This window comes from candidate division KSB1 bacterium (assembly GCA_024655945.1).
Classification (GTDB): Bacteria; Zhuqueibacterota; Zhuqueibacteria; order JANLFK01; family Oleimicrobiaceae; genus Oleimicrobium.
Genome location: JANLFK010000004.1, coordinates 156,533 through 182,835 on the forward strand (window position 1 = coordinate 156,533; position 26,303 = coordinate 182,835).

The 26,303-nt window shown below is 61.3% G+C and carries 22 protein-coding genes; 7 read left to right on the forward strand and 15 right to left on the reverse strand.

Features of this window, described 5'->3' with window-relative positions:
- The first annotated feature begins 109 nt into the window (after nt 1–109).
- Genes NUW13_07150 through NUW13_07160 form a run of 3 tightly spaced genes read left to right on the forward strand, consistent with a single transcriptional unit; the run spans nt 110 to nt 4,239 of the window.
- Nucleotides 110–2,467: a transketolase gene (locus tag NUW13_07150; protein MCR4438805.1), complete on the forward strand. Its 2,358-nt coding sequence runs from the start codon at nt 110–112 to the stop codon at nt 2,465–2,467.
- Between the two features lie 9 nt (nt 2,468–2,476).
- Nucleotides 2,477–3,517: a Gfo/Idh/MocA family oxidoreductase gene (locus NUW13_07155; GenBank protein MCR4438806.1), complete on the forward strand. Its 1,041-nt coding sequence runs from the start codon at nt 2,477–2,479 to the stop codon at nt 3,515–3,517.
- Between the two features lie 5 nt (nt 3,518–3,522).
- Nucleotides 3,523–4,239: a haloacid dehalogenase-like hydrolase gene (locus NUW13_07160; protein ID MCR4438807.1), complete on the forward strand. Its 717-nt coding sequence runs from the start codon at nt 3,523–3,525 to the stop codon at nt 4,237–4,239.
- A gap of 48 nt (nt 4,240–4,287) precedes the next feature.
- On the opposite strand, the gene NUW13_07165 is transcribed toward NUW13_07160, so the two are convergent.
- From NUW13_07165 to NUW13_07180, 4 genes are all read right to left on the reverse strand, one after another.
- Entirely contained in the window at nt 4,288–6,999 is a 2,712-nt protein-coding gene (locus NUW13_07165; GenBank protein MCR4438808.1) for a T9SS type A sorting domain-containing protein, read from the reverse strand.
- 519 nt (nt 7,000–7,518) lie between these two features.
- Nucleotides 7,519–7,803, reverse strand: coding sequence for a hypothetical protein (locus tag NUW13_07170; protein ID MCR4438809.1), 285 nt, complete (start codon nt 7,801–7,803; stop codon nt 7,519–7,521).
- Nucleotides 7,728–8,306 carry a PEGA domain-containing protein gene (locus NUW13_07175; GenBank protein ID MCR4438810.1) on the reverse strand — a complete coding sequence of 193 codons (579 nt, stop codon included), beginning with the start codon at nt 8,304–8,306 and terminating at the stop codon, nt 7,728–7,730. The genes NUW13_07170 and NUW13_07175 overlap by 76 nt, the downstream gene beginning before the upstream one ends.
- A gap of 24 nt (nt 8,307–8,330) precedes the next feature.
- Nucleotides 8,331–8,972, reverse strand: a complete 642-nt coding sequence (locus NUW13_07180; GenBank protein MCR4438811.1) for a PEGA domain-containing protein — start codon at nt 8,970–8,972, stop codon at nt 8,331–8,333.
- Between the two features lie 523 nt (nt 8,973–9,495).
- Between NUW13_07180 and nikR the strand changes: the two genes are divergently transcribed.
- The 4 genes from nikR to NUW13_07200 all read left to right on the forward strand — a co-directional run bounded on the left by nikR (nt 9,496) and on the right by NUW13_07200 (nt 12,969).
- A complete protein-coding gene (gene nikR, locus NUW13_07185; protein ID MCR4438812.1) occupies nt 9,496–9,909 on the forward strand; it encodes a nickel-responsive transcriptional regulator NikR in 414 nt (137 codons plus the stop codon).
- A gap of 73 nt (nt 9,910–9,982) precedes the next feature.
- Nucleotides 9,983–11,860, forward strand: a complete 1,878-nt coding sequence (locus NUW13_07190; GenBank protein MCR4438813.1) for a TonB-dependent receptor — start codon at nt 9,983–9,985, stop codon at nt 11,858–11,860.
- Nucleotides 11,861–11,867: 7 nt separating this feature from the next.
- The gene (locus NUW13_07195) at nt 11,868–12,386 is read left to right on the forward strand and encodes an ECF transporter S component (protein ID MCR4438814.1); all 519 of its coding nucleotides are present in this window, start codon (nt 11,868–11,870) and stop codon (nt 12,384–12,386) included.
- Nucleotides 12,379–12,969 carry a class I SAM-dependent methyltransferase gene (locus NUW13_07200; protein ID MCR4438815.1) on the forward strand — a complete coding sequence of 197 codons (591 nt, stop codon included), beginning with the start codon at nt 12,379–12,381 and terminating at the stop codon, nt 12,967–12,969. The genes NUW13_07195 and NUW13_07200 overlap by 8 nt, the downstream gene beginning before the upstream one ends.
- Before the next feature lie 47 nt (nt 12,970–13,016).
- On the opposite strand, the gene NUW13_07205 is transcribed toward NUW13_07200, so the two are convergent.
- The 11 genes from NUW13_07205 to NUW13_07255 form a co-directional block, all read right to left on the reverse strand.
- Entirely contained in the window at nt 13,017–13,730 is a 714-nt protein-coding gene (locus NUW13_07205) for a DUF374 domain-containing protein (protein ID MCR4438816.1), read from the reverse strand.
- A gap of 108 nt (nt 13,731–13,838) precedes the next feature.
- A complete protein-coding gene (locus NUW13_07210) occupies nt 13,839–15,116 on the reverse strand; it encodes a tetratricopeptide repeat protein (GenBank protein MCR4438817.1) in 1,278 nt (425 codons plus the stop codon).
- A gap of 51 nt (nt 15,117–15,167) precedes the next feature.
- Nucleotides 15,168–15,683 (reverse strand): hypothetical protein, encoded by a 516-nt coding sequence (locus tag NUW13_07215; GenBank protein ID MCR4438818.1) that lies wholly within the window; start codon nt 15,681–15,683, stop codon nt 15,168–15,170.
- Nucleotides 15,684–15,990: 307 nt separating this feature from the next.
- Nucleotides 15,991–16,929 carry an alcohol dehydrogenase catalytic domain-containing protein gene (locus tag NUW13_07220; GenBank protein MCR4438819.1) on the reverse strand — a complete coding sequence of 313 codons (939 nt, stop codon included), beginning with the start codon at nt 16,927–16,929 and terminating at the stop codon, nt 15,991–15,993.
- A 482-nt stretch (nt 16,930–17,411) separates the two neighbouring features.
- A complete protein-coding gene (locus NUW13_07225; protein MCR4438820.1) occupies nt 17,412–19,154 on the reverse strand; it encodes a hypothetical protein in 1,743 nt (580 codons plus the stop codon).
- Nucleotides 19,155–19,159: 5 nt separating this feature from the next.
- Nucleotides 19,160–20,476 (reverse strand): ribosome biogenesis GTPase Der, encoded by a 1,317-nt coding sequence (gene der, locus NUW13_07230; protein ID MCR4438821.1) that lies wholly within the window; start codon nt 20,474–20,476, stop codon nt 19,160–19,162.
- Nucleotides 20,473–21,774, reverse strand: a complete 1,302-nt coding sequence (locus tag NUW13_07235) for a DUF512 domain-containing protein (GenBank protein MCR4438822.1) — start codon at nt 21,772–21,774, stop codon at nt 20,473–20,475. Before NUW13_07235 ends, der begins: the two co-directional genes overlap by 4 nt.
- A complete protein-coding gene (locus NUW13_07240; protein ID MCR4438823.1) occupies nt 21,771–22,988 on the reverse strand; it encodes an AI-2E family transporter in 1,218 nt (405 codons plus the stop codon). Before NUW13_07240 ends, NUW13_07235 begins: the two co-directional genes overlap by 4 nt.
- 39 nt (nt 22,989–23,027) lie before the next feature.
- Nucleotides 23,028–23,783 (reverse strand): FecR family protein, encoded by a 756-nt coding sequence (locus NUW13_07245; protein ID MCR4438824.1) that lies wholly within the window; start codon nt 23,781–23,783, stop codon nt 23,028–23,030.
- 336 nt (nt 23,784–24,119) lie between these two features.
- Nucleotides 24,120–25,049, reverse strand: a complete 930-nt coding sequence (locus tag NUW13_07250) for a hypothetical protein (protein MCR4438825.1) — start codon at nt 25,047–25,049, stop codon at nt 24,120–24,122.
- Nucleotides 25,050–25,085: 36 nt separating this feature from the next.
- Complete coding sequence (locus NUW13_07255; protein MCR4438826.1) at nt 25,086–26,294, reverse strand: flagellar assembly protein T N-terminal domain-containing protein; 1,209 nt, start codon at nt 26,292–26,294, stop codon at nt 25,086–25,088.
- Nucleotides 26,295–26,303: the final 9 nt, after the last annotated feature.

The window sequence follows — 26,303 nt, forward strand, 5'->3', positions numbered from 1 at the left end:
CCCAGTGACTTTGAAAACCTTTTGGTTTTTTCGCGCGGTTTTATAGATTTGAATGGCGCGTTAGGACTGGTGTGGAAGGAGAGGCATTTACTCAGGCGAGGAGAGCATCATGGGTCAGGCGGGCACGGTGAAGACTTACGAACAGCTGCAAGCGGAGTTTGCCCATTGGGAAAAGATAAAGGACATGGTCGATCAGTGCATTGATTTTATGCTCAATCTGCGGCAGAGTGGCCACCCCGGGGGCTCGCGCTCCAAGGTGCATGCCTTCGTGGTCACCGCGCTGAGTGGCGTCATGCGCTGGGATCCCCGCCATCCGGAGAAGCGCTTTGCCGACCGTTTCATCCTGGTGGGTGGTCACACCAATCCGCTGGTGTACGCTGCGTTGGCGGTCCTCAATGAGGCCTTGCGGCGCAAGTATGAACGCACCAAAGACAGACGCTACCTGATTCCGGATGCCCAAAAGCGGGCGGTCTTTTCCGAAGACCTGCTCACGCTCCGCCGGCGTGGCGGACTACCTGGTCACGCAGAAATGGCCGGCAAGACGCTCTTTTTCAAGTTCAACACTGGACCCTCTGCGCACGGCTCCCCTGTGGCCGCCGGCCAGGCACTGGCCCTCAAGCTGGCCGGGGCCGAGGACGTGCGCGTGTTCGCCATGGAGGGCGACGGCGGCCTCACGCCGGGAGCAGCCCACGAAACGCAAAACAACGCCTACGGTCTGGGGCTCAACAATCTCTTCTACCTCATCGACTGGAACGACTTTGGCATCGACGACCATCGCATTAGTTCCATCGTGCATGGTTCTCCGCAGGAGTGGTTTGCAGCCCACGGCTGGCGGGTGATGGGCACTGAGCAGGGCATGGAGTGGGGCCCTGTGGCCAAGACGATTTGGGACCTTGTGTACGGCGACAACCCGCACAAGCTGCCCAACGCCGCCTGGTTCAAGACGCGCAAGGGACGTGGTTATGGGATCTTTGACAACAAGTCCCATGGCATGCCGCACACGCCCATGAATAGCCCTGTTTTCTGGGAGTGGCGAAAAGAGTTCATGGAGCGCTATGCCATTACCTTCGATGGCTACGGCAGCCCGGCGCCGGCCACCGAGGAAGAACGACGGGAGCAGACGCGCCGTAACCTGCGCCACGTCATGGAGGTGTACGACCAAGATCCCGACCTGGTCGACTATGTGGCCGACAGACTGGTCGAGCTGGGTGATGCCATCCCCGAGGACAAGCCCTCGCTGCGATTTTCCTTCGAGCAGAACCCGACTGCCGATCCGGTGATCACCGACTACCGCCGCTACCCGGCGGAGCTTTTTGCCAAGCCGGGCGAGAAGCTTCCCAATCGCGCGGCTCTAGCTAAATTTGGTGCCTGGGTCAACGCCTACGCGCACCAGAAGTACGGCAGACCGCTGTTCATCGCCATGTCCGCTGACCTGGCCGAGTCGACCAACATCGCGGGTTTTGCCAAAAAGTGGGGCGATTTCCCTGGCTTTGGCGTCTACAACCGCGACACAAACCTGACTGGTGCACTGCTGCCCCAGGCCATCACGGAATTTGCCAACGCAGGAATCTGCGCCGGACTGGCATGCGTCAACCTCGCCCGCGACCCCTTTGCCGAATTCAACGGCTTTTACGGCGCCTGCTCGACCTATGGGTCGTTTGTCTACCTCAAGTACGGCCCTCTGCGCCTGCTCAGCCAGCTGGCGCAGGACTGCGACATCAAAATCGGCAAGGTGCTCTGGGTGGTTGGCCATTCTGGCCCGGAGACGGCTGATGATTCCCGCACCCACTTTGGTATCTTTGCGCCCGGAGTGACGCAGCTCTTCCCAGAGGGGCAAGTGGTCAACGTCTGTCCTTGGGAGCACAATGAAGTGCCGGTGGTGATAGGAGCAGCTCTTGCCACCGACGCGCACATCATTGCCTTGCACCTCACGCGCCCGCCCATCGAAATACCGGACCGTGAGGCATTGGGCCTCCCCTCGTTCTTCGAAGCGGCCAAAGGGGCTTACGTCCTTCGCGACTACGTGCCTGGGCAAAAGGTTGGCGGAACCATCTTCGTCCAGGGGACCAGTACCACTTCCAACATGATCAAGATTCTGCCGGAGCTGGCGCGGGAGAAGCTGAACGTGAAGATTGTCGCGGCCATCAGTCCTGAGCTCTTCCGCCTGCAACCGGCCTCCTACCGGGAGTCGGTGGTCTCCCCGGCAGAGTGGCTGGACTCCACGGTGATCACCAATGCGGCGCGGCGGGGCATGTACGACTGGATCGCCCATCGCGTGGCCATCGACTATGCCATGTCCGCCGACTGGGACAATCGCTGGCGCACCGGCGGTACGGTGGACGAAATCTGCGAAGAGGCGCACATCTCGCCGGAATGGCTGCTCAGAGGCATCGAGCGCTTTGTGCGGGACCGGGAGAAGCGGCTGCGCACCATCCGTGATGCGGCCGACAAAGCGCTGCAACTTTAGGGCTATGCCATGAGTTCTCCTCTTGCCCAAACGAAGGTAAGTCGACCGCCCATCAAGTTGGGCATCATCGGTACCGGGCTGGCCGCGCGCAACCTGCACTGGCCGGTGCTCAAAGAGCTCCCGGACCTGTTTCGGGTGACTGCCGTGTGTAATCGGGGGGAGGAGAAGGCAGCAGAGTTCGCGCGGCTGGTGGGACTGAGCCGCTACTACCTGGATTATGGCCAGATGCTTGCAGAGGCAGATGTCGAGGCCGTGCTGGTGGCGGTGCCCATTGCCCTCAACTATCCGGTCAGCCTGGAGTGCGCCAAGGCAGGCAAGCACGTGATGTGCGAAAAGCCGGTTGCCGTCGACCTCGCCCAGGGACGCAAGATGATGCACCTCTCGGCCGAATACGGCGTGGTGGGGCAGATCGCCGAGCAGTTCTACTACCGCGAGGACATCTTGCGTGCCAAGGAGCTGATCGAGGGCGGCGAGCTCGGCGAAGTCTTCCAGATCCGCATGGACGTCACGGTGAGGATTGACCCAGACTCTGGTTCTGGCGCCACCGGCTGGCGCATTGCGCCGGCCCACCGCGGCGGCTTTGTGACCGATGCGGGGGTGCACCACATGGCGCAACTGCGGCTGCTCGCCGGCGAGGTGGCGCGCGTGCACGCCTTTGCCCGACGGCAAAGCCCGCACTTTGGCGGCGTGGACAACGTGTGCATCAACCTTCTGTTTAGATCCGGAGCCATCGGCCACTATGCGGCGTCGTACACGGCAGCAAGCAGCGAGCGCTGGTGGGTGAAAACGGTCGTGTTCGGGACCAAAGGCACCCTGGAGATTGGCCATGGCCAGCTCTGGCTGCAGCCGGCAGGCAAGCGCAAGCGGCAGCACCTGCGCTGGGAAGGGTTCGACGGCGGCTACCGGAACCAGTGGATCGCGTTCTATCGCGCCCTCACTGAAGGCGAAGTGCCCTTAGCCTCGCCTGCGCAGACCTATCGCGACCTGCAGCTCATTCTGGCGGCTCTGGATGCAGCCGAAAGGGGCCAGGTCGTGTCTTTAGAGGAGTGAGGAGCATGAAGACACGGCACCTCTTGGCGTTGTTCGACATCGACGGCACCCTGCTCCACTCCGGCGGGGCGGGCAAGCGTGCCATGATCGCCGCCTTCCGCGACGTGTTCGGGTGCGAGAACGGCTTTGCCGACGTACAGATGGCCGGCCGCACCGATCCGGAGATTGTGCGCGAGGCGTTGGCCAAACAAGGTCTGCCGTGGGATGCAGACCTGGTGGAGGCCTTCCGCAGGCGCTACCTGGAGCTCATCGGCCCAGAGCTGGCGGTTCCTTCTGCAGCAAAGCGCCTGCTGCCAGGAATTCCGGCAGTGCTGGATGCGCTGCAAGGGCTCGGCTTTGTGACCCTTGGTCTGCTCACCGGAAACTGGAAGGAAGGCGCCCACGCCAAGCTCGCCCACTGCGGGATTGACGGCTACTTTCGGCTGGGCGCCTTTGCCGATGATGCCGAAGAGCGCGACCGGCTCTTGCCCTTTGCCTTGGCCCGGATGCGGCAACTGACCGGCATCGCCATTGCGCCTCGGGATGTGGTGGTTGTTGGCGACACCATCCGCGACATCGAGTGTGCGCGTCCCCACGGGGCGGTGACGGTAGCGGTGGCCACCGGCGGCAACACCATGGCCGAACTGGCCGAAGCCCACCCGGACTTCCTGCTTGCCGACCTATCTGACTGTGGGGCGGTGGCAAAGATGTTCACGGCGCTGGCTACGTCCCTGGGGCGCTGAGTCAGTGCCGAGCCGCTGTTCCTTCCAGGGCCAAAGAAACCTGCCCTGTCAGCGAATCAATATCATCTTCCGCGTCAGCGTGCCGTGAGTTCCGGCCACCAGGCGGTAAAGGTACACGCCGGAGTGAAGCGGGTACCCGGCCTCGTCTTTCCCGTCAAGGTGGAACTGGTAGGTACCTGGCTCCAAGCTACCCGCGAACGCGGTTCGCACCATTTCCCCTCGGGCGTTGTACAGCCTGAGACTCACCTGGGTCTTGGCAGGAATAGCCACAGGAATAGTCGTGGTCGCGTTGAAGGGGTTCGGGAAATTGCTGCCAAGGTACAGCGCCGTGGGGACCGGTGAGGTCAGTTCCCCCTCTATGGCCCCCTGCTGCCCCACCAAAATCGTGAACTTTGATGTTTGCGCGGTGGGGGTGAAGGAGTAGCCAGGCCTCTGGCGGAGGTCTACGCGAAAACCGAAGCGCTCGTCCACGAGCCAAATTGCGAGATCGCTTGGGACCTGCTCAAGGCCGAGGAAGGTGAGCTCTGAGGATTGGTGCACCGGTGTTGCCACCTCAAGCTGCCATTTCTCGAGGCTCTCCACAGGGGGACGAATGTCGGATGCGGAAATCGGGTACTGCTCATCCCACTCCGGGTGGCGGAAGCACAGCAAAGGCACAGGGCCAATGGCGCGCGGCTTGCGAAAGTCCAATGCGTCCAACCCGCTACTGGCCTGGTCAGAGACTCCGAACCACGCGGCGCTGTCGGTGCAGGCGCCTGTGGTGAGCACCACCTGGACCTGCCAACCGCCGGCGCCTGACTCCTGGGTGACCGCGGATCTGGGGAGCGCACCAGGGTAGGGAACTTTGAGGAGCGTCAACTGGGCAGCGGTGTTGTCAAAGTAGTACCCTTCATAAGGAGAGAACTGTGACGTTATGGTGAAGGTGCCATTGAACGCCCAGATGGGTTGGCTGACGGCGTTGGCCGCCTGAACCGCGGACCAGGCAATGGACTGGGTGAACGGGTTGGTGATGAGGTTCCAGCCAGCGTGCAAGGGGACTTCGGCCTGGTTCGAGGCGTTCAGGGGGGGCGAGGCGACGGTGGTATTCACCGTCCAGGGGCCTTTGTGGATCAGCCAAAAGGCCCTGCCCACCGAGAAGATGAACACATCGCTGCCATCAAAGGGTACGAAATAGTCGCTGGCGGCGCCGTTATCCCAGTAGGCTTGCCAGTCCTTTTCCTGCACGCCTGGCATCAGGGTGCTTAGTTTGGCATTGCTTGCCCCTGGAAGCCCGAGGATACGGTAATCGGTAGGCTGATAGTCCGACCCGCGGGCATGAGAGGGAAAGTTGACGGCGTGCCCGAGTGTGAAGCTGGAGGGGTAGAGGAAGGACGTTCTAAAGCTTTCATCCTCCCCATAGGTGGTCCCCAAGCTGTCGGTCGCCACCACCCGATAGTGATAGGTGGTATTTGGCGAAAGCCCGGATAGTTGGGCGGACACGGATGTGGAACTGGTGCCGCTCACCGAGCTGGGCGGTGCAGCGATCTCACTGCCATAGCTGGTGCTGGTGCCGTATTGAAACTTGACCGTGGTGCTGAGCCCATTGGGGTTGACCGTGCCGTTGAACTTGGCCGAGTTGGCCGTGACATTGCTCGCCGCCGCCGTTGTTGCCGTGGGCGAGGCAACAATGGTGAATTTCCATGAGGTGGAGCTACTCCCATAGGCCCGACCATCCCAGGCGCTCACTCGCCACCAATAGTCTCCGATCCCCAGCGCCGCGGGCACGGTAAACGTGCAGGTTCCCGTGCCCGAGGGCAACGGCGGTGTCGGACTGAAGCCGCTGGTGTTGTTTTTGCTCTCGAACGAGCTGCCGGTAATGGGGCTGGTGAAACCGCTGGTGCGGGAGATTTCCACTCTAAAGTGCAGCACATCGTTATGGGCGTCGGCTGGAACCGTGAAGGTGAGTGCCGGTGGGTTCGTGGTGAGGGTACTGTTATTCTGCGGGGAGCTCAAGCCGGGCGCTGCCGGCACAAAGTCATCTACCCGGGCAAAGATATCCCACCCCTGGCCTTCGATGCGGTCATCCTGCCGGGTGGTATAGATATGACCGTTCACCAATTTGACATCGGGATCACGTTGGAGTTTCGTACCCGTATCGTTGTTCACCCGATAGTTTGCGCCGATTTTCTGTCCCTGGCTATCGAAAAGCTGAGCATAAATGTCGGCATCCCCATTCCGCTCATCCATCCACACCACCACAACATGGCCGCTGCCGTCGGCAGCAATGGCGGGATACCGTTGCTCACTGCTGCCGCCCTCATCATTGACCCGAAAATTCGCCCCCTGCGTGGCGCCGCTGCTATTGTAGCGCTGGGTATAAACGTCATCATTTCCATTCCGCTCATCCTGCCACACCACCACAAAATTGCCGTTAGCGTCAACGGCGATGGCGGGTTCATATTGCACACATCCCCCAACATTTTCATTGACCTGAAAATCTTCCAGCACCTGGGCAATGACCGCCTGTTGCGCCGCAGTGAGCGGCTGGTCATTGGCGGTGCTAATGGGAAGGGATGGTCGTGGTAACTTCCCCAACTGCCGGCGGTCATACCGGTCCCCCAGGGTCATTCGCTGCAATAACCGGCGCAGCATGTCGTCAGGGATGCGCCGCTGCAGCAAGCGGGAGAGGCGCGTCACCTCCACCGGCGAGAGGGCATCAAAGCCGGATTCCGCCAGAATCTGCCGCACCCGTCGCTCGGCGTCCGGGGCATTCGGCGGCAACTGCCGGAGCTGCGCTACCGCTTTCTCTATTTCGCCCCTCGCTGAGACCCTGCTGCGAAAAAGCCAGTGCCGGAACGAGAAGCATGATGAAACCAACGATGAGTTTCGATTTCATGGTAAGGTTCCTCCGTTCTTAAGATCCAGTATGTCTTTTCCAAAGTAACGTGGTAGTAAGTATGTCCTTGCCAGGTTCCGCCGACTGGCAGAGACGACTAATGCCGTCAATGGGCGTGCCTGCTTTCGCTCAATCCAGAGATTCTTCGTCCGCCGAGAGGCAGAGGGAGAGCGAAGAACCCCCTGACTTATCGAAGATATGTGCGTTTCTCGAAAGGGTTCTTCGTCGCTTCGCTCCTCAGAATGACAGCCTCTCCCCATTCACGCGCTTAGCTTGATGCCAAGGGCTAAGACGCGGGTCGCAATCACATTCCCACAGCTGTCATGCGGTGAAGAGCACCGCCAGTTTTGAAAAACCAAAAACCCGCCTAGGACCGCATGAAGGAGTCTGTTGTCGCTCACCCATTACGGTCTGCCCGGTGGCCGGGGAAACCCCGTATCCTTTTCTTCGTGGTCTCGTTGCCATAGGACATAGGTGACCGCGCCGCCGGCGGCCACGGCGGCGGCGCCGCCCAGCCAGAGCCGGGTCTTCTTCTTACCCCTCAGTTCAGCAGTGACGTGCATGTCGGTGACTAAGGTGAACATACGCCGCCAGGGGCGGTGCTTGTCCATGGTCAGCTCCAACTGGAGTTCCGTTCCCGCCGGTGCCTGAAAGCGGAACGGTGTCTGACCTGCGACCTGACCGTTGATAAAGAGTTTAGCGCCGGGCGGGTAGACTCTATCTCCAGCAAACAGAGCCTGGTCAGCGTGTAGTCGCGCTCGGCTACTCTTCCCATCTCGACGGCCACCTTGTCCTCAATTGGCACGTATCCGTGGGCTTCGATGTGCAGGACATGCTCACCTGCGGCCACTTGCTCTTGTCGCACCGGGGATATGCCGATCCCCTGGCCGTCCAAGTATACCTTCGCCCCGGCAGGCGTAGTGGTGATGCTTAGCGTGCCCCCGGCGAGGGCCAACTTGGCGGAAATGGTGGTGTCGCCCGAGAGCACAACTTCCTCTGTCCAGTCAACATGCTCATCTTTGGTGATTCGTATGGCTAATCGGGTGCCCGCCACATACTCCTGCGCCCAAGGACTTTTTCCCACCGGACGGCCATTTATGAACAGCGATGCGTCCGCCGGGATGGACAAGATACGCACCGTTGCCAGTTTTTCTAGCCGGATGCTGCATTCGCTGACTTCTCCGTTGCGCACAGTGACGTGCTCCTCGGCAGGTGCCTACTCCCTTACCGAAACCCTGACGACATGCTCGCCGGGCGTTAGGGTATCGATCTGAACAGGAGATTCCCCTACCGGATTTCCGTCCAGGAAGACCTCTGCCGGCACGGGCAGGGTCAGCACCTTGAGTGTCCCTACCTCGGGGAGCACGGGACGATGTTTCTCCATGAAATCGGCCAGCTGATCAGCGATGGGGCGCATCAGATCCAGCAGGCCTTCGATCTCGCCGCGATAGTCCTCGGAGATGGAATTGACGATGCTCGCACTCTCGACGTCGATTACGTTGATGTCGATGGTGTACACGCGACCGATCCTGCCCACGGAACCGCTGATCATGAACTCTGCGTTGAGAATTCTGCCGACCTGCACGGCACACTCGGTGGTGGTACAGCCGGTTTGCTGGAAGCCGGCTTCGCGCAAGAGGTCCTCCATCTTGCCACGCTCCACTACACTGAGCCGGCGAGTGCGCACGAGCATGGAACGGAGACGGTCGGTGAGGGTTCCTGCTTCGGCACGCGAGACCGCCATGCGGGTGTCCAATTCCAGGACGGCGGCAGTTCGCAGGCGCGCGGTTTGGGAGTAAAGCGACGGAGCCAGTAGGGCAGCAGCGAGAACGGCAGCGCACAGGAGCGATTTCTTCATGGTGTCCCTCCCTCGGGAAAGGTATGCCTTCTGTTTGAGCAATATGGCAACCTTTCCGCAAAATGCGACAACTTTTTCGGGCGAGGCACGGCCGCGCAGGAGCATTCGGTTACTGCTGGGGTGCACGGCTGGAGGGAGCTGGCGAGGCAACAAGGGGGTCTTGCTGCTCCACTCACACTCTTCCTGTTGGCCGCGCCATCCCTTGCAAGTTGGCCAACCAAGGCACTGACAAAGGCTCTCGGGATTTGAGCGCACGCCGGCGCCGAGCTCAGCTACCAAAGATGCGGGCAGTTCTTTTTCGCGCGGGCCGCAGGGCTCGTCGAGGCGGAGAATTTCGGCGACCTCTGCGCTGTGCGCCGCGAGGGACCGATTTGGTCGGCGACGCCAAAGCGTCTCGGCAGAGGTCGTCTCAGGAATTGCACGGAGGCTCATTTTTCTCCCCTTGCCAGCAAATTTCGCTTGCTTTTCTGACATCGCCGTGGTATCTTTGGCAAAAACGTAGCACGAGGGAGGACTGGCGCACATGCTCACGAGATTCGGCATTTCGCTGGACAGCGAGCTTCTGGCCCGCTTCGACAAGATGATCGCGGAGATGGGCTACGACAACCGCTCTGAAGCCATCCGTGACCTCATCCGCGACGCGCTAGTGCAGCGCGAGTGGCAAGAGGAGAGAGGCGACCGCGTCGGGACGATTACCCTCATCTACGACCACCACTCAGGTGAGCTGCCCGAGCGGCTGACTGAGTTGCAACACGACCACGCCGAGCAGATCATCTCCACGATGCACGTGCACCTGGACCACGACAACTGCTTGGAGGTGCTGGCGGTGCGCGGCGAGGCGCGCGCTATCCGTGCCATAGCCGACCAGCTCATCGGGACCAAAGGGGTAAAGCACGGCAAGCTCGTGGCCACTACCACCGGTCGCGAGCTGAGGTGAGTTTTTTGCTGCCGAGGTAGCACGAAGAGAATACTTGTAACACAGGTCGCTGAACGGTCAGTAGGAGGTAGAGATGAGATTGAACCGCTTCTTGCTGCTGGGGTTCGCTATGGGGCTGATCGGCACGCAGGGCAGGGCTGAGGTCAAGGAGGAGGCAGCGGCGGATTCGGTGCGGTACCGCTTCAACCCGGTCGTGGTGACGGCCACCAAGGTGCGGGAGGCGCAGCGGGACGTGGCGGCCAGCATCACGCTCATCGATGGGGCCAAAACTACGCTTGCTCCCAGTGCGGCGGTGTTTGACTTAGTGCAGACTCATGTGCCCAGCCTTTACCTGACGCAATGGGGCGTGATGGGGTATGGCGTCGCCGGCAGCGCGGCAGGCAAGATAGCCATGCGCGGTCTCGGCGGCACTGCCGATACGCACGTGCTCATCCTGCGCAATGGCAGGCCGGACTTTATGGGCCTTATGGGGTGCACAATTGGCGACGAGTTTGTCACCGACGGCATCGAGCGGGTGGAGGTAGTGCGCGGGCCAGCTTCTTTCCTGTACGGCACCAATGCCACTGCCGGGGTGATCAACATCGTCACCCAAGGGCTGGAGCGCCCCGGCTTTGCCACAAGTTTCTCCGGAGGCGTGGGCAGTTTTGCCACACGGCACCTCTCGGCACGCCATGCCGGCCGCCTCAGCAAGTTCAACTACCAATTTACGGCGGCTCGGCGCAACACCGACGGTCATCGCCAGGATGGCAATGCTGCCTACGAAGGTAACTTTTTCACCGCCCACTTCGGCTACGATGTGGCGCCGCGCACCGCCATAGAGGCGAATGCCACGCTCGCCGACCTTTACCTCTATGACCCCGGGCCGGTCAGCAAGCCAGTCAAGGATCAGTGGTACGACATCCGCCGCTGGGGAGGCGATTTGACAGTCAATCACGCGAGCTCGCTTGGGGAAAGTTACCTCAAGCTTCACGCCAACTACGGTCGGCACCGCTTCTTCGACGGGTGGCGGTCCTTCGATCGCATGGTCGGGTTCATGGTCTACCACAACCTGCGCCTGCGACGCGGCAACACGACCACCATGGGCTTTGACCTGAAACGCTATGGCGGCGACGCCCACAACAGCCTCAGTGGCACCGACTATGGGCGCTACTATCTCAGCGAGTGGGCCCCGTACGTGCATGTGCAGCAGCTCCTGTTCGGCCGCTTGATTGCCTCTGCCGGTGTGCGGGTGGAACATCACGAGCTCTACGGCTGGGAGGTGCTGCCCAAAGCCGGGTTGGTGGCCCACGTCACGCGCCGCACATCCGTGCGTGCCGCGGTAGCCAAAGGGTTCCGGAGCCCATCGATTCGCGAGCTCTATTTTTTCCCGCCTCACAATCCTGACCTGCTGCCCGAAGAAATTTGGAACTATGAGCTCGGGGTCGAACAGCATCTGAGCTCGCGGCTTCGTGTCGAGGGGACCTTGTATCGGCTGCGCGGCGACAACCTGATCGTCATCGCCAAGAACGCGACCCCTCCACCCATGTTCAAGCTGGACAATTCCGGGCGGGTGGCGAATACCGGATACGAAATGGTCTGGCAATGGGAGCCAGTGGAGAGATTGGAGCTGGGCGGCTCGTGGTCGCACATTGTGGACATGGAGGTCACCGTTGCCAACGCGCCGCGCCAGAAGCTGACCGCCTATGCCTCGGGACAGATAGGGCGTTTCTCATTCATTGTCGATGCCACCGGGGTGAAAGACTGGTACGGCAGGGACAACGCCTCGCCCAAACCGAATCTTTACCGGATGGACGACTATTTCGTGGTCAACCTGAGCGGCAAGGTGAATTTGTTTGGCCCGCTGGCCTTGCGCGTGAACGCGCGCAACCTGTTGGACCCGCGGTACCAAGCGATGTGGGATTACCCGATGCCGGGAAGAACCCTGGACGGCGAGCTTGTGGTCACCTTCTGAGGCCGCCATGGCGGCGCGCGACCTGAGTCTTGCCGCCCTGTTCGTCGGGTTGGGTGTGCTCATCCCGATTCTGTTTCATGCCGTCGGGTTGGGGAGCGTGTTCTTGCCGATGTTTCTGCCCCTGGCCGCGGCCGGATTCTATCTGCCCTTGGGCGTAGCCATGGCGGTGGGCGTGCTCACGCCGGTGGTCTCGGCCTTGGCCACCGGCATGCCGCCCCTGTCGCCGCCGGTGGCGCAACTCATGGCCTTGGAGGGGCTGGCGCTGACCGGCGTAGTGGGGGCATTGGCGCGCAGAGAGCGGGTTCCGGTGCTCGTGGCACTGGTCGCCGGGCTTGCGGCTTCGCGGGCGGTGATGGTCATCTGGGTGGCGGCTTTGGTCCCGCTCCTGGGCCTGCCGGCGAAGAGCATGTCCTTGGCGGCGCTGCTCCAGGGTGTGCCGGGCATCGTTCTCATCCTCGTGCTGGTGCCGATTGTGGTCAAGCGCCTTCGCCCATCGCAGGTGAGAAAGGGGGCAGCTCATGCGTGACGAGCGGCAGGCGTTCTTTGACCAGCTTGCTACCTCGTGGGATAGCGAAGCCGCGCCTGATCTGGTACCCGTGATCGTGGCGCGTCTGCAACTGCGGCCAGGCGAGCGCATCCTGGACGTGGGGGCGGGCACGGGGAGGTTGTCGCGGGCCCTGGCGGCTGCTGTCGGCCCCGCGGGGTTGGTGCTCAGCCTGGACTTTTCGCGCAAAATGCTGCAGGTGGCGCGTCAGCACACAGGCGGTGCGTGGCGGCACCTTGTGTGCGCGGATGTTCTGCACCTGCCCGTGCTGCCCTCTTCCTTTGACCGCGTGGTCTGTTTCTGCTGCTTCCCGCACTTTCGCAACCAGCCTGGTGCGCTTCGAGAGCTGCGAGCTGCCCTCGTTCCCGGGGGGAGAATCCACGTCATTCATGAGGAGAGCAGTGAGGCAGTCAACATGCGGCATCGACGCATCGGCGGCGCGGTGGCCCATGACTTTCTCCCCTCAGGGGAGGCGATGCGCGCCATGCTTCACGGCTCTGGTCTGAGGGGCATGGTGTGCGAGGACCGGCCCGGTCTCTTTTGGGCCGAGGCGGTCAAGGAGTGAGGCAGTTGTTGCCGCAGAAGCTTTGGGCGAAGGCGGTCGTCTGCAGCTCATGCCGTGGTACGAAGGCTCGCCTGGTGATAGGTGGCCCCCACCAGCAGGTCGGCACGCACGGTCAGTTCATTGAGGATGCGATCCAACTCGGCGGTTGTGGCCTGAGCAGCAAGCGAGCGAGGAGGGATGGGCTTACCCAGAACGGCCACGCAGCGGGCAAACGGTTTGGGCAAGAGGTAGCGGCACCAGGTGGACTCCAGTGTCCACGCTGGTTTGGCACTGGTGGCAACCGGGGCCAAGGGGAGGCCCAGCTTCTCAGCTAAGAAGAGGATGCCCGGTTTGGCGTGAAAGGCGGGCCCGCGCGGCCCATCCACAGCAAAGGCGGCCGGGTGGCCCGCCTCGATTGCCTTCTTCAGGGTGAGCAAGGCGCGCATCCCTCCGTGGCTGCTGGACCCGCGCACCACCGTGTAGCCGAAGCGCTGCAGTATGCGCGTCTGAATATCCCCAGCCCAGCTCAGATCGCTCATCAGCGCGATATTCCAGGAAGGGAAATGGGGTACCAGCAAGAACTGCCGCCCGTGCCAGAAGGCAAAGAGCAGAGGCCCGCGGTGCAGTTGCTCTTGTACGCTGGGGTGGATGTAGAGGCGCACGCGCAAGGTGCTGGTGAGGAGCTTCATCGCGGCAAAGCCGCAGAAGGCCAGCGCCTCCACAAAGACGCGTGAGTAGCTTATCCTGCGACGTATGTTCTTCAGCCGTTGGCGAAAGGGCATGTCGCTCGTGGTTCTTCCCCTCCACGCGCAGGGCGGCAGGGGCCTGCAAACAGAAGCGCCGTCTGAGCGAGTCCATTCAGACGGCGCTCTCGCGTCATCTCCTGGGTGTTACCCCTTCAATCGCCGCAAATAGGACTCTGCCTTGGGCGCATACTCGCTGTCGGGATAGTCGCGCAGCAAGGCTTCCAGTGAGGAGCGGGCGCGCTCGTTGTCGCCAAGCTTCATGTAGCAGCGTCCCAACATGAGAGCGGCGTCGTCTTTCTTGTAGGAAAAGTCGTAACTGAAGACCTTGTCGAAAGCGTATTTGGCTGCAGTGTAGTCGCCAAGGCCGAAGTGGGACTCGCCAATCCAGTACTGGCAGTTGCTGGCCAGGCGATGGTCGGGATACTCCCTGAGCAGTGCACTAAAGATCTCGATGGCACCGGTATAGTTCCGGGCGTAGAAGGCGCGCAGGCCCTCTTCGTAGGAAGCCGAAAAGTCGCCGGCCACCGCGGTCGAACCGGCCGCAGGAGCACTCACTCGCTTCTTTCTGAGCTCATCCTCCAGCTCGGCGATCCTGTCCACCCGGAAATCCAGTTCCGTACGCAGGGCTTCGATCTCTCGCTCTTTTTCGGCGATCACCCGGTTGAGCTCATCCAACTTGGACTTGAGCGCCAGGTATTGCTCCATGGTGACTTTGCTCTCGCTGGCCTCGGTGGCCGCCAGTTTTTCCTCGAAGGCATGGAACTTGGCGGTGTCAGCGGCTTCTTCCTTCCCCAGCCAGGCGGCGAGGTCTTTCTCGTCCATGGCGATGAGCTCGGAGGGCTTTTCCTGCGGCGCGCGCCTATCCTTGAAGTAGTAAGTAAAGCCGGCGCGCACCTGCAAATAACCGTCCTTTTCCTGGCGGACGATTCCATCGTAGCCGTCGCCCGTGGTGTGGCGATAGTCCGCATAGAGCTCCAAGGAGGTGCGGGGCTGCAGCACTACTTCCAGGCCTCCGCCGAAGATGAGCGACCCATCGAAGTAGCGGGGGTTGCTCTGGTACTGCCAATTGAACACACCCAGGCCAAGCGTGAGGTAAGGAATGATGCGACGGGGGCTGGTGAGGGCAAGGTGTCCCTTGAGGTCGGCATTGATCAGGTTGGTGGTGAAGCTGGAGCGCCTTGTCTCGGTGAGCTCCCCGTACCCGATTGCCCCCACCAGGCTGAACTTGGAACCGACAAGGTACCTCACGGTTCCCTCCGCACCGAACGCGAAGCTGGTGTGGTGGATGTCGCAATACAGCTTCTGCGCCCCAACATTAAAGCCCAGTCCTAAGCGATCTTTGAACCCTTGCCCAGGGACTTTCCCTGGCAGGAGTGCCAGGGACATTGCCGCAACAAGGACAATGGCAGTCTTCCGTCTCATAATCTGGTGTCCTCAATGGTGAAGGCGTTACCTTCGCTCTCCCCGTTGACCTCACAGGTAGTCGTGCAAATCAGCGGGGAGCACGTCCTTCAGCGAAAGCCTCTGGTCGGAGTACAGGTTATAAGCGCCCAGAAGCTGGGAAATGCGCACCTTGGCATCCCGAATCCGCTCCGGCACACACCCCTGTTGCACCTCGCGACGAAAGGCCAAAACCTCCTCGCCCAGCTGCTCAAAGTAGTAAGCTTTCATGGAGGCTTTGATGGCCGCCTTGACCTCCGCTTCAACCTGTTCCTCACGCCCCATTGTTTCGCGAAGTGTTTCCTGTGCCCGCTTCGTTTCCAATTCGTTGCTGAGCTGGGGGTCGATGCCCATGCAGATAAAGAGCGACGGCGCGCGGTCGTAGTAGCCGACGCGCGCGGCAAACTCTGATAGCAGGTATTGCTCAACTAGGCGGCGCTCGGTGGCCTCTGTCTCCCGATTGGTCCAATAGCGGAGGGCATTGGTGTCTGGGCTGTAGTCCACCCTGATCAGCAAGTCCACGGATGAGAAGTAGAGGAGCTCGTTCATCTTTCAGCTCACGCCGGGTTTTTCCGTGCATCGACACGCCCGTCTCATGAGGACCTGCAAAGAGCATGCCCGTGCTACAGAGCTAACCCAGTTGTGGAGTAATCGGGAAATCAAAGAGTTGCAACCTCCCTTGGTGGCGCCCGAGAAGCAGGTGCTGACCCTCATGCGCCACACTGTCTCATGCTGGGCCACGCGCCGAAACCGTCCTCCACCTCCGACCGCTCGCATTCTCTGTGCCCACAAGCGACACCTGGCGCTGTCCTCTTTCGCTTGCGGACCGCCTCGCAGGAGCCACGGCAGCTTTTCCTTAGCCAGACATGTCAAGCTGCACCTTGAAGGTCTGCTCCTCCTGAGCGAAGGCGAATGCCTCGAGTGCCTCGCTAAATGGAAACGTCTTTGTGACGAACGGCGCCACTTCCACCAGCCTCTGCTGCAGCAGGCGGATGGCGGCCGGAAAAGGGCCGCAGCGGGAGCCCACCACCGTGATTTCGTCCACGACGATGCGCGAAACGTCGACGCTGGGGCGGTCGTTATACGTGCTCTTCAGAATGAGGGTTCCTCTGGGCTCCACAAGGTGCAGGGCCAATTCCAGGCCGCTGGGCGACCCCGATGCCTCCACGACCACGGAGTACGACCGCTTTGGCAAATTGTTGCGCAGCGCAGTGGGGATGCCGATCTGCGAAAAGAGGCCCAGTTTCGTTTGGTGTTTGCCTACCACAATCAGCGCGCACCCGGTGAGCCTGAGCACCTGGGCAATGAGTGCCGACAGTTTCCCATCACCTATGATGGCTACCCGATCCTCGGGCCCAATGTGTACCTGCTCGAGGATCTCGACACTGGCCGCCAGCGGCTCGACGAAGACAGCTTCCACATCCGATACGGTAGCAGGCACCTCAATGAGGTTTGCGGTCGGAATGGCGACGTATTCGGCAAACACGCCACTCCGACCTTGAATGCCCAGCACTGTCCGATTCAGGCAATGGCGCGCCAAGCCCCGCGCGCAGAAGCGACACTTGCCGCAGGCGACGTTGATCTCGGCAACCACGCGCTTGTTGAGCCAGCGCGCGTCTGCACACTGTTCCACCACGCCGACGAACTCGTGCCCCAGTACCCCTTCAAAGCCCATGTAGCCGCGGACGATTTCGAGATCCGTGTTGCAAATGCCCGCGCGTAGCACCCGCACCAGCGCTTCGCCTAAGTCGGGCTGGGGGCGTTGCAGCTCCGTTAGCCGGAGCGATCTCTCCATGACCAGAGCCTTCATTGCCGTTCCTCACAGGTCACAAGGAGCCTTTCTTCGAGCATCGTGGAGCGCATCGTGCACCATCTACCGAGTGCAAGAAAGATGCCGTACCTGTGAGCTGGGCAGTGCATCAAGCACCGACAACCCCCGCAGTCAACCGGTCAGGTGTTCAACATTTTGCCATTGTCTCGTGCAGACAGCGATCGCGCGCCTGGCGCCTGGGCGTTTCAACAAGACTGCACTGCGCGGTGAACAACCTGGCCGCCCGCTTTGGCCAAAAAGTGGCCACCTCCCGGGTCGTGAGCGTTTCGCCAGCTCCGCAGTCTCTGGTGGCACGCGCTCGCTGGCGGAGCTCCTTTTCGCAAGACCAAGACGCGCCCAAGCGTCCGAAAGCAATCGAAACGGCTGCGCTAAAATAACAATATTTCCCCCCTTTGTCAAGCTCTTTTTGTTCAAAAACGGCACAGCGCACGCGGACAGAGCCCTGCCTACCTCACCACCGCCAGCTTCTCCACGCAGACCTTGTCTGCGAAACGCGCCACAATCAGATAGACGCCCGAGGCAACCTTTTCGTCGCTGTGATTGCGCCCGTCCCAGACCCATGGGTGGGTGCGTTGCGCGGAAAGGACGCCCAGGGACTCCTGGAACACCCGCGCTCCCTGGAGGTCGTGGACAGACATGCTTACTTCCTGCTCAGTTTCCAAATGGAGCAGCACTGTCAGGAAAGCGTCCTGGTCAACGCGAAAGGGATTGCTCGAAACGCCGACGATGGCATTCCCCTTTGGGTGGTCCTCGGAGAGCGAGCCGGGCTCAATCAGCGCCGAGAAGGGGTAGTGGCTATTTTCGCTGCGGTCGCCGTCCAAGTTTGTACGGGATGCAGCGACCAGCACTGTGTCGCTCGGATAGAGATACCCCAAGGCAGTTGCCGCGCCGCCAGGAGCATAGTCGAAGGTCGCTCTTCTCAGGCTCAGGACCGCCACGGAAAACCGCCACCTGCTCGGCTCCGGACTCAGGAGTTGGCCCGTGTAGGGGGCAGGTATTTGGGGAACTAAGGAGTAGTACTTTGTGGACAAGCGTCTGCAAGAATCGGCGACTTCGGCCCTCTCCTCGAAAGTCTCGCGCCGTTGCAAGCGGATGGCCGGGTAGTGCTTGCCCTCGGGATAGAAAGTCACCGTGTCCGCGCGACTTCCGGTGAAGATGTTCCAGATGGCGAACTCGGCAAGCGCGTCCTCGAAGGTCAGACCGCGCTCGACAAGGGCCTGGCGGATGGCGAGCATGCCATTGGTGGCGCGCATGTACAACCAGGAGTCGCGTATTGCCTCAGGCCCCACTCTCTTTGCCACAAAGTGGTTCCACACCGCCATGCCGTATTCCTTCCTGCCGTCGGCGGCATTGAACGGCAGATGCGGAGCGTTGAAAAAACCGGAAAGGTAGTTGTAATAGTCGTTCACAGCATCCCACACCACGTCTTCCATCCAGGTGGCGGAGACTTCGTAGTAGAAGAGGTCAGCGCTTGCCGGAGGTTCCCGCAGCGGCTCGCGAATGCCAAAGTGGATGGCGTGGAAAAACTCGTGGGCAGCAGTCACGTGCAGGCCGTCCAGCCCTTTGCTGTAAAAGCCCCTGGAGTAGTCGTTGTCTACGACGATGTAGGACGTCCAGTCCGAGGCCGGGGTCTCGGGCACGGGCATCTCCGGGTAGGTCCAGCCGTAGTCAGCGATATTCTGGATGTACACGTCGTACTCAGGGCCGTCGATGCCGTTGTCGGCAGGTGGGGGAGGGTAGCCCATTTGCACGACCTCGAGCTCGTAGGCACGGTCAAAGGCAAGGGCAGCTTCCCAAGCGAAAGAGTCCGTGGTCTGGTGAGCGCCCGAAGTGGCGTAGTGAATCTTGAATCGCCCACTGGGACTGACCAACGACAGCGGGAGGTTGGGCCGCGCCAAATAGGGGGCAAGGATGCTCTGCTGGGCAGGCGTGAACTCAGGCCACTGCGTCTTAGCTTCCCACAGGGTCGGGGTGCCGCACTTGCCCGGTTCGCGGGGCAAGGAGCGATACGGCTCGGGCAGTGCTGCAGGGTTCGCGGTGGCCAGCACTCGCAGCACGAGCTCTTCTTGCCTGCTCAAGAGCCCGGCTGCGCATTGCTGCCGAAGGAAAGTGGCAAAATCTTCTGCGCCCCCGGGAGCGACGGCCAACAGCGTCAGCAGAATCGAGATGAGGTATCGGTGGGCTTTCATGCGTGCTACTTCCTGCGAAACGACAGTGTGAGTGGGACTCCCATGAAGCCAAAGCGTTGGCGCAGCTGCTTTTCCAAATAGGTGCGATAGTTGGGCTGTACGCCCCGTGGATGATTGCAGTAGAACGCAAACACCGGTGGGGCGGCATTCACCTGGGCGCAGAACCTGATTTTCACTTCCCGGGTGCCGTAGGCTGCAGGCGCATGCTGGGCGACCGCCTCCTGGAGAAACTGGTTGAGCTCCCGCGTGCGCACGACCTTGCGCCTTTCTGCAGCGACGGCCGATGCCACGTCCAACACCTGTGTGACGTTATGCCCGGTTTTTGCGGAGACAAAGAGCACAGGCACGTAGTTCAGCGTGCGAAGTTCCTCGCGCACGGCCTGTTCGAACTTGACGCCGGTGCGTGCCCCAACAGAGACGAGGTCCCACTTGTTGGCGACCAAGAACACTCCCTTGCGGTGTTGCACCACTTGCTCGAGAATCCTCTTGTCCTGATCGAACAGGCCCTGGCTGGCGTCGATGACCACTGCCACGGCGTCCGCTCGCCGCATGGCGCGCAAGGCGCGCTGCGTGCTGTAGTACTCCACCGCCTCGCTGATACGGCTCTTGCGGCGCAGGCCTGCAGTGTCGATGAGAATGAGCCGCTGCCCCTTGTAGGTGAACTCGGTGTCGATGGCGTCCCTGGTTGTGCCGGGGATTTCCGTAACTACCAGCTTGGGTGTGCCGAGTATGACATTGATGAGCGAGGACTTGCCCACATTAGGACGGCCCACGATCGCTAAGCGCAGCGCAGTGCCTTCGTCAGGGGAGATTTCCGGCAACTGCTCCGGCAGCCTCTGCACGATCTCGTCCATGAGCTCGCCTGTGCGGCGGCCCAGCGCGGCGGAGATAGGAAGCGGGGTGCCGAGCCCAAGGCGGAAGAACTCGGCGCACAGCTCCTCGTGAGCGGCCGTGTCGATTTTGTTTACCACCAAGAGGATGGCCTTGCCGCCCTTGCGCAGCATGTGCGCCAACTCCTCGTCTTCGCCGGTCACTCCGGCTCGTCCGTCAACGAGGAAGACCACAAGGTCCGCCTCTTGGATCCCCCGGGCCAGCTGTTCCATGACCGCGCGGTGGATGGGTTCATCGGTGCCGATCACAAACCCACCGGTGTCTACCAGCAGAAAGCGCCTTCCGGTCCATTCTGCCTCCGCGTAGTTGCGGTCACGGGTTACCCCGGGCGTGGGGTCAACGATTGCCTCGCGGCGGCCCACGATGCGATTGAAGAGGGTGGACTTGCCCACATTGGGGCGGCCGACGATGGCGACGATGGGCAGGCTCATGCCGCGCGCTCCCGCAGCAGAGGCGCTGCGAACATCTGGGCAATGCGTTCATAGTCGACCACTTCCACTGGGACGCCCAGCATCTGCGAAAGTCGCTCCGGCGTCCAATCGTCAAGGAAGAGCCCGTCGACGTTGAGGCAGTTGGCAGGCACCAGTACCAGGTCCCCACACTCACGACCGCTCAGGGCAGCAAAGATATCTTGGCCGGTGAGGAGCCCGCTCACGGTGACCGTGTCGCCGTAGAAGCGATTGGTGACGGCGACCACGTCTATGCGCAAGCTCGCCACTCGCTGCGTGATCTGCGCACAGGCCTCCTCCACAAGCGGCGCGGCCAGCATTCCGGTCACGAGGGTGAGGCGAGTGGCGCTCTTCATCGCCCGCGGCAAGTGGTGTATGTCGCTCTGCAGCTGATCAAGAAATCTGCGCACCATGCCCACACCGTTTTCGACTTGCGGAAAATCTTCGTAGCGCTCAGCGGTCGGTACGTTCCGGCCGGCCATCAGGTACAGTTCGTCTGCCAGGTAGACAAAATGACTGCCGAAAAGGTTCCGCAGTTGGTGTGCGCGCTGTTCGTATCGTTCCACCAGCAGTGCTGCATCCTCAGGTTGCACAGGGCCGAGTGGGGCCAAGCCTTTCCGATGTCGGGTCAGTCCTACGGGCACGAGCGCCACGGAGGCCATCTGTGGAAAGAACTCCAGCAGGGTGGCGGTCGTCTGGTCCAAGAAGGGCCCGTCGTTGTAACCGGGGCAGATGACCACCTGCGCGTGCAGGGTGATCCCGGATCCGGCCAAAAATGCAAGTTTTTCGAGGAGGCGATCGTCCTGGCGCAAGCCGAGGAGCTTTTTCCGCACCTGGGGGTCAATGGCATGTACCGAGACGTACAGAGGCGAGAGGCGCAGCTCGGCGATGCGCAACAAATCCCGGCGTCCCACGTTGGAGAGAGTCACATAGTTGCCGTGGAAGAACGACAGACGATAGTCCTCGTCCTTCACATAGAGCGCCGGCCGCATGCCCGGCGGATTCTGGTCGACGAAACAGAAGAGGCAGGCGTTGCCGCAGGTGCGGACGCGCATCGGTTCCAGGTCCAGGCCAAGCTCCTCTGCCGCCTCCGCCCGGCATCTGAACTCATGCCGCTGGCCATCACGCTCAACCTCAAGGTGCCGCACGGTCTCGGCCGACCAGAAAAGAAGGTCGAGCTCATCGCTCACCGGGTGACCGTTGATGGAAAGCAGCCTGTCCCCTGGACGAAGACCCAACTTTTCTCCCGCTCCTCCGCTGTGGACTGCAACGATTTTCATGGAGCTTCAGGAGCAGTGGCAGTGCGCGGGGCGCGGGACCGGGCGAACCAGCCTCGGAGCAATGCGGCAATGACGCCGGCGGTGGGCACCGCAATGACCAGGCCGAGAAAGCCCCAAAGCTTCGAGAACGTCAGGATGGCAAACATCACCCAGGCCGGGTGGAGCCCCACCTTGTCGCCCACGATTTTCGGGGACAGGAAGGAGCCCTCGAGAATCTGCACGCTCTCGATGAGAATCACGATCTTGATGGTGGTGACGAGCGGATTGGGGCTGAACAGTCCCACCAAAACTCCAACCAGCAAGGTGATCGCCAGTCCCACATAGGGGACGAGGTTCAGTACGCCGGCCAACACGCCCAGCAGGAGCGCATAGGGGATGCGAAAGATGCTCAGCAGAGTGGCCGTGAGCGTGCCGACGATCAGGCAAACCAATAGCTCACCGCGGAAGAAGCCCACCAAGACTCTGTCGACGCTGTGCACCACTTCGACGGCGCGACTCTGCTGCCGCTCCGGTAGAAGGCGGCGCACCGCAGTTCTGAGTCGGTCAAAATCCTTGAGGAGAAAGAAGGTCAGGAACGGGATGAGCACCAAGTTCAGGAGCTGACCGAGCAACGAGGAGACGCTCGAGGTGAGCTGCAGAAGGCTCTGAAAGAGAAACTTGAGGAAACCTTCTGCCTGATTGGCAATCTTTGGCACAAGATGCTCCTGAATCTGCACGCTCCCTATGCCCAGACGCCCCAATGCGGCAACCAGGTCTCGTTCCACCCAGGTACTGGCTTGCCCGGCGAACGCAATACTTGCCTCTACCATGCCACCTACTTCGTCCAGGATCCTGGGGACGATGAGGGCCAAGGCCAGCACAACGAGGCCTACCAGGAGGACGACGATAATGGCCACCGCGGCAGTCCGCGGCAGGCGCCAACGCTGCAAGCGGTCCACTACCGGGTCAAGAAGGTACGCCAGGAGCAAGGATGCAGCGAAAGGAAACAACACGTCCCGCAGCTCATGGGCCACCCAAATGACAAAGAGCAGGAGCAAGACCAGAAGGAGGTGGCGAGCCACGGGCTGGCGGCGCAGCGGAAACAAGAGCGCGACAATGGCCAGTGCTACCACCAGGGGCGACAGGTGGCTGCGCACCGTATAGAGCAGCGCCCCCATGAGAACGGAGGCGCTGACGATGAGCAGGGCGTCAAATCGGTCCTTTTTCTCGGGCATAGGGCGGTCGCTGTCTCTATGGCTCAGCGCGCACGCTCGCTACCGTTGGCGGGCCTGACGATCGCGCTCCTTGTTCCACCGCACCCACTCCAGCTTGGCGTCTTCTGCTTCGTCGAAACGGCTCTTGTGGTATTTGCCGTCTGGTCGCACAGTTACTTGAAAGCCCTTCACAATGCGAATCCACTCCTCGAGGGTAACCTGATAGGGGGGAGGCACCTCGTAGGGCCCTGGTATTTGGTAGGGTTGCAAGGAGCGGGGGCCCGGTTTTTCCCGCTTGGGCTCGAGTTTGCTCAGGGGACCGACGTCCACTGCGCCTTGGTACACCAGCAGGGTGGTGACCGAGTCCGCGTCAATGCGATAGACCGTGCCGCGCACCGCGCAAACTGCCGTGGGCGCCTTCACCTGAAAAGTGCGCCTGCCTTCTGCCTGGGCGATATTTGCCCAAAGCTTTCCCTTGTTCAGATTGGACTGCACTTCCTTGACCTTCTTGGCGATCGTTGCCTTGTTAAGTTCTAGCTCGGTTTGCTCACCGACGCGGAGAATGCTCTTGTCGAAAAGGGTGATCTCCGCGCGCGACTCTTTCGCGGTGCGGATGACATCGCCCTCATACAGCTCCATTTTCAACTTGGCCGGCAGCCATTCGTTGCTGGCCTGGCGTCGCACGGTGATGTCGTTCGCATTGCCCACGAGGAAGGTAATCGTGCCGAGCTTGGGCGGCTGAGGATAAGCGGGCAGAGAGTGAACAAGTATCAGCGTCATGACAGCAAGGGGTAACCAATGCCGCATCTTTTCCATCCTTTACTGTCCTCCTGTTCCTCTCCGTTCCCAGATCTGCCGAGCTGGCTGCGGTGCGGTGAGCCTGGCAACCCATGCTCCCACGATCCGCAGTGGCGTCTACGCACAGGCGTATGGCGAAGCATCCCCGCGAACCTGGTTGTTGGTCAGCAACCGGTCTTGCGCCGCGGCAAGGTAGCCCGTGCCGATGGGTGCAGGAGTACCGAAAAGCAATAGGGGAGGCTACTCGGTCAAGCGCCTCCCCTGCGGGTGCTTTGCTCCTTTGAGGTAAGATCACACACGCAAGTGGCCTTGCCGGTCAGGGCCCCGCCCTGGTTCCGGTATCTGCAGCACGACCTACTGGAGGCGCACCATGTCATCCCGCTGAAAGCCAGAGCCCTCCAGCACGACGCACTCAGAGGCCTTCCCGTTGCCGAGGCTGTTGTTGGTGACCTTGATCCTGCCTATCTTCTGGTCCACCGAGCCCAGCGAAAGGCCAGTGTCCGGGTCTACCAGCTCTTCGCCCTTGCGGTAGACCACAAACACGTCGCCGTTTTGCACGCCAGCCTCTGCGCCTGCGTTGATGAACACCGAGCCGTTAGCCTTGATGATTTTGGCCTGCCAGGGGACGTTAGCTGCGGACTTCTCCACCAGCTCCACAAGTGCATCGATGGCGTCGCGGGTGGCCTTGCCGACCAAGGATTCGTCGAACTTGTCGCGGTTGTCGAAGCTGATCTCCGGGGTGTCGACGCCGAGCCCTTTGGAGGAGCGCTCCTTGCGCACCGTCTCGGCCACGAGGATCTCCCCGGTGGTGGTATTGATGAAGCGCACATCGATGGCCACCGTCGCCTTCGTCGACTTGACGCCGACGCCGATTCCCTTGACGCGTCCGCCCACGCCGCCTTCGCTGTAGCCGAACTCGGTCACCGCGCCGATGATAGCCAGCTCAACACCCAGCATCTTGCCTGCCTGTGCTGCGCTCTCTGGGGTGACAATGCCAGCCATGCCAAGCGCCTGCTCTTTGAGCAGCGACTCCATCTCCTTGCGCTCAAATACGCGGTAGTTGCCTGTTTTGACCAAGGCGGTGACCAGCATGTCGGCCATGCCCTCGCCCACCGGCTGCCCGGTCCACCAGTGGTAGTGATGCGCCGTCTTGTCCTGGAAGTCGAATACGGCCACACGCCTCTTGAGGCGCTTTGTCGGTTCGCTGGTCTGGGCTGTGCTGAGCACCGGCAGCTGCGCAAGCAGCAGGCCGCACAATACAAGGGCGATCAGTCCTCTCTTCATAGCATCACCTCCGTGGGATAGGAAGTGGATATGCACCTACTCAGGCTCAGCGACAGGTTGCACTTTCGGCACGAAGCGAGCTGTGATCCGGTTGGCAGAGACGCTCTCCACCGTGATGGTGAAGCGACCAAAGTCGCGCCGCTCGAATTCCCGCGCCAGCTGGGTGGCATTGCCACTGATCTTCACATCCAGCTCGGCAGAGCCACCGCCATAGTTGCGCTGGTAGATGTTCTTGACGCCACGCAGGTAGAACTTGGCGGTGGTGACGAAATCGCTCAACTGGGCCATAGACTCCAGCCCGCGCAGCACGATCTTCACCTCGCCGACGTTGTAGTACTTGTCCCGCCACTTGGCGAGGATCTTGGCAATGAGTCCTTCGGCGAACTTGTTCGCGGCCTTCTGAATGGCCATAGTGCCGCCGGTCACTTCGTCGATGTGCGGGTAGGCGGCGTGCTCGCTGGCTGTGGCCAGCACGCGGCCCACATCGGCCTCGACCACCCGCGCCGTGATGTTCGCCTGGCAGGACTTCATGCCCGCCATGTTGAAACCGCTGGCCACCGTTGCCACCGCCTTGCCGGTGATGACGATTTCGGCGCCAAAGGAGAGGCCTATGGCGGCGGCCGCTTTGTCGTCTCCTTGCAGGGCGGCCATCACCTGCTCGCGCTTGATGTTCTCGCGCACCGTGCCGGGGTCCACCACGGGGAAGTCGCTGTCCACGAACTTTTGCATGATCGCCGTCTCGGCGGCGGTCATGTTGACGTCAAACCATCGGAAGTGCCCGGTCGGGTCGCCGATGTTCTGCTCGTCGATAATGACCATCACCCGCGGGTTGCCCATGCGCTCGATAAGGTTCTTGACCGCCTCAGCGTCGCGCTGCAGCTCGCCCAGTGCCACCTCTGCCTTGAGGCGCACCTCGTAGAGCTCCGGGGTCTTCTTGTAATCGGAAAGGATGGTGTAGTTTTGCACATAGCCGCGCGTCCAGCTGAGGATGTTGTCATCGACGACCTGGTAGTTCTGCACCTTGGTCTCGGACTCGATGAAGGTGCCAAGGGCCTGTTCTACTGCCTGGCGCAAGGCGTCATCGATGGCACGGTCGCGGGCGCCTGCCACGTCGCCCTCAAAGATGCTGCCGGTGCCGACTGCTTCGATCACCTTGGTCATAGGGGGCGGTACTTGGCAGATGCCAGAGACGCCACCGATGAGCAGCGTGAGCGATAGCAGTACGACGGTTGCGAGAGTCTTCACCTGCAACCT

Bases quoted from the DNA above. Each gene is read 5' to 3' on its own strand.
- NUW13_07150 (MCR4438805.1), top strand. From the start codon at position 110: ATGGGTCAGGCGGGCACGGTGAAGACTTACGAACAGCTGCAAGCGGAG.
- NUW13_07155 (MCR4438806.1), top strand. From the start codon at position 2,477: ATGAGTTCTCCTCTTGCCCAAACGAAGGTAAGTCGACCGCCCATCAAG.
- NUW13_07160 (MCR4438807.1), top strand. From the start codon at position 3,523: ATGAAGACACGGCACCTCTTGGCGTTGTTCGACATCGACGGCACCCTG.
- NUW13_07180 (MCR4438811.1), bottom strand. From the start codon at position 8,972: ATGAAGAAATCGCTCCTGTGCGCTGCCGTTCTCGCTGCTGCCCTACTG.
- nikR (MCR4438812.1), top strand. From the start codon at position 9,496: ATGCTCACGAGATTCGGCATTTCGCTGGACAGCGAGCTTCTGGCCCGC.
- NUW13_07190 (MCR4438813.1), top strand. From the start codon at position 9,983: ATGAGATTGAACCGCTTCTTGCTGCTGGGGTTCGCTATGGGGCTGATC.
- NUW13_07195 (MCR4438814.1), top strand. From the start codon at position 11,868: ATGGCGGCGCGCGACCTGAGTCTTGCCGCCCTGTTCGTCGGGTTGGGT.
- NUW13_07200 (MCR4438815.1), top strand. From the start codon at position 12,379: ATGCGTGACGAGCGGCAGGCGTTCTTTGACCAGCTTGCTACCTCGTGG.
- NUW13_07205 (MCR4438816.1), bottom strand. From the start codon at position 13,730: ATGCCCTTTCGCCAACGGCTGAAGAACATACGTCGCAGGATAAGCTAC.
- NUW13_07210 (MCR4438817.1), bottom strand. From the start codon at position 15,116: ATGAGACGGAAGACTGCCATTGTCCTTGTTGCGGCAATGTCCCTGGCA.
- NUW13_07215 (MCR4438818.1), bottom strand. From the start codon at position 15,683: ATGAACGAGCTCCTCTACTTCTCATCCGTGGACTTGCTGATCAGGGTG.
- NUW13_07220 (MCR4438819.1), bottom strand. From the start codon at position 16,929: ATGGAGAGATCGCTCCGGCTAACGGAGCTGCAACGCCCCCAGCCCGAC.
- NUW13_07225 (MCR4438820.1), bottom strand. From the start codon at position 19,154: ATGAAAGCCCACCGATACCTCATCTCGATTCTGCTGACGCTGTTGGCC.
- der (MCR4438821.1), bottom strand. From the start codon at position 20,476: ATGAGCCTGCCCATCGTCGCCATCGTCGGCCGCCCCAATGTGGGCAAG.
- NUW13_07235 (MCR4438822.1), bottom strand. From the start codon at position 21,774: ATGAAAATCGTTGCAGTCCACAGCGGAGGAGCGGGAGAAAAGTTGGGT.
- NUW13_07240 (MCR4438823.1), bottom strand. From the start codon at position 22,988: ATGCCCGAGAAAAAGGACCGATTTGACGCCCTGCTCATCGTCAGCGCC.
- NUW13_07245 (MCR4438824.1), bottom strand. From the start codon at position 23,783: ATGGAAAAGATGCGGCATTGGTTACCCCTTGCTGTCATGACGCTGATA.
- NUW13_07250 (MCR4438825.1), bottom strand. From the start codon at position 25,049: ATGAAGAGAGGACTGATCGCCCTTGTATTGTGCGGCCTGCTGCTTGCG.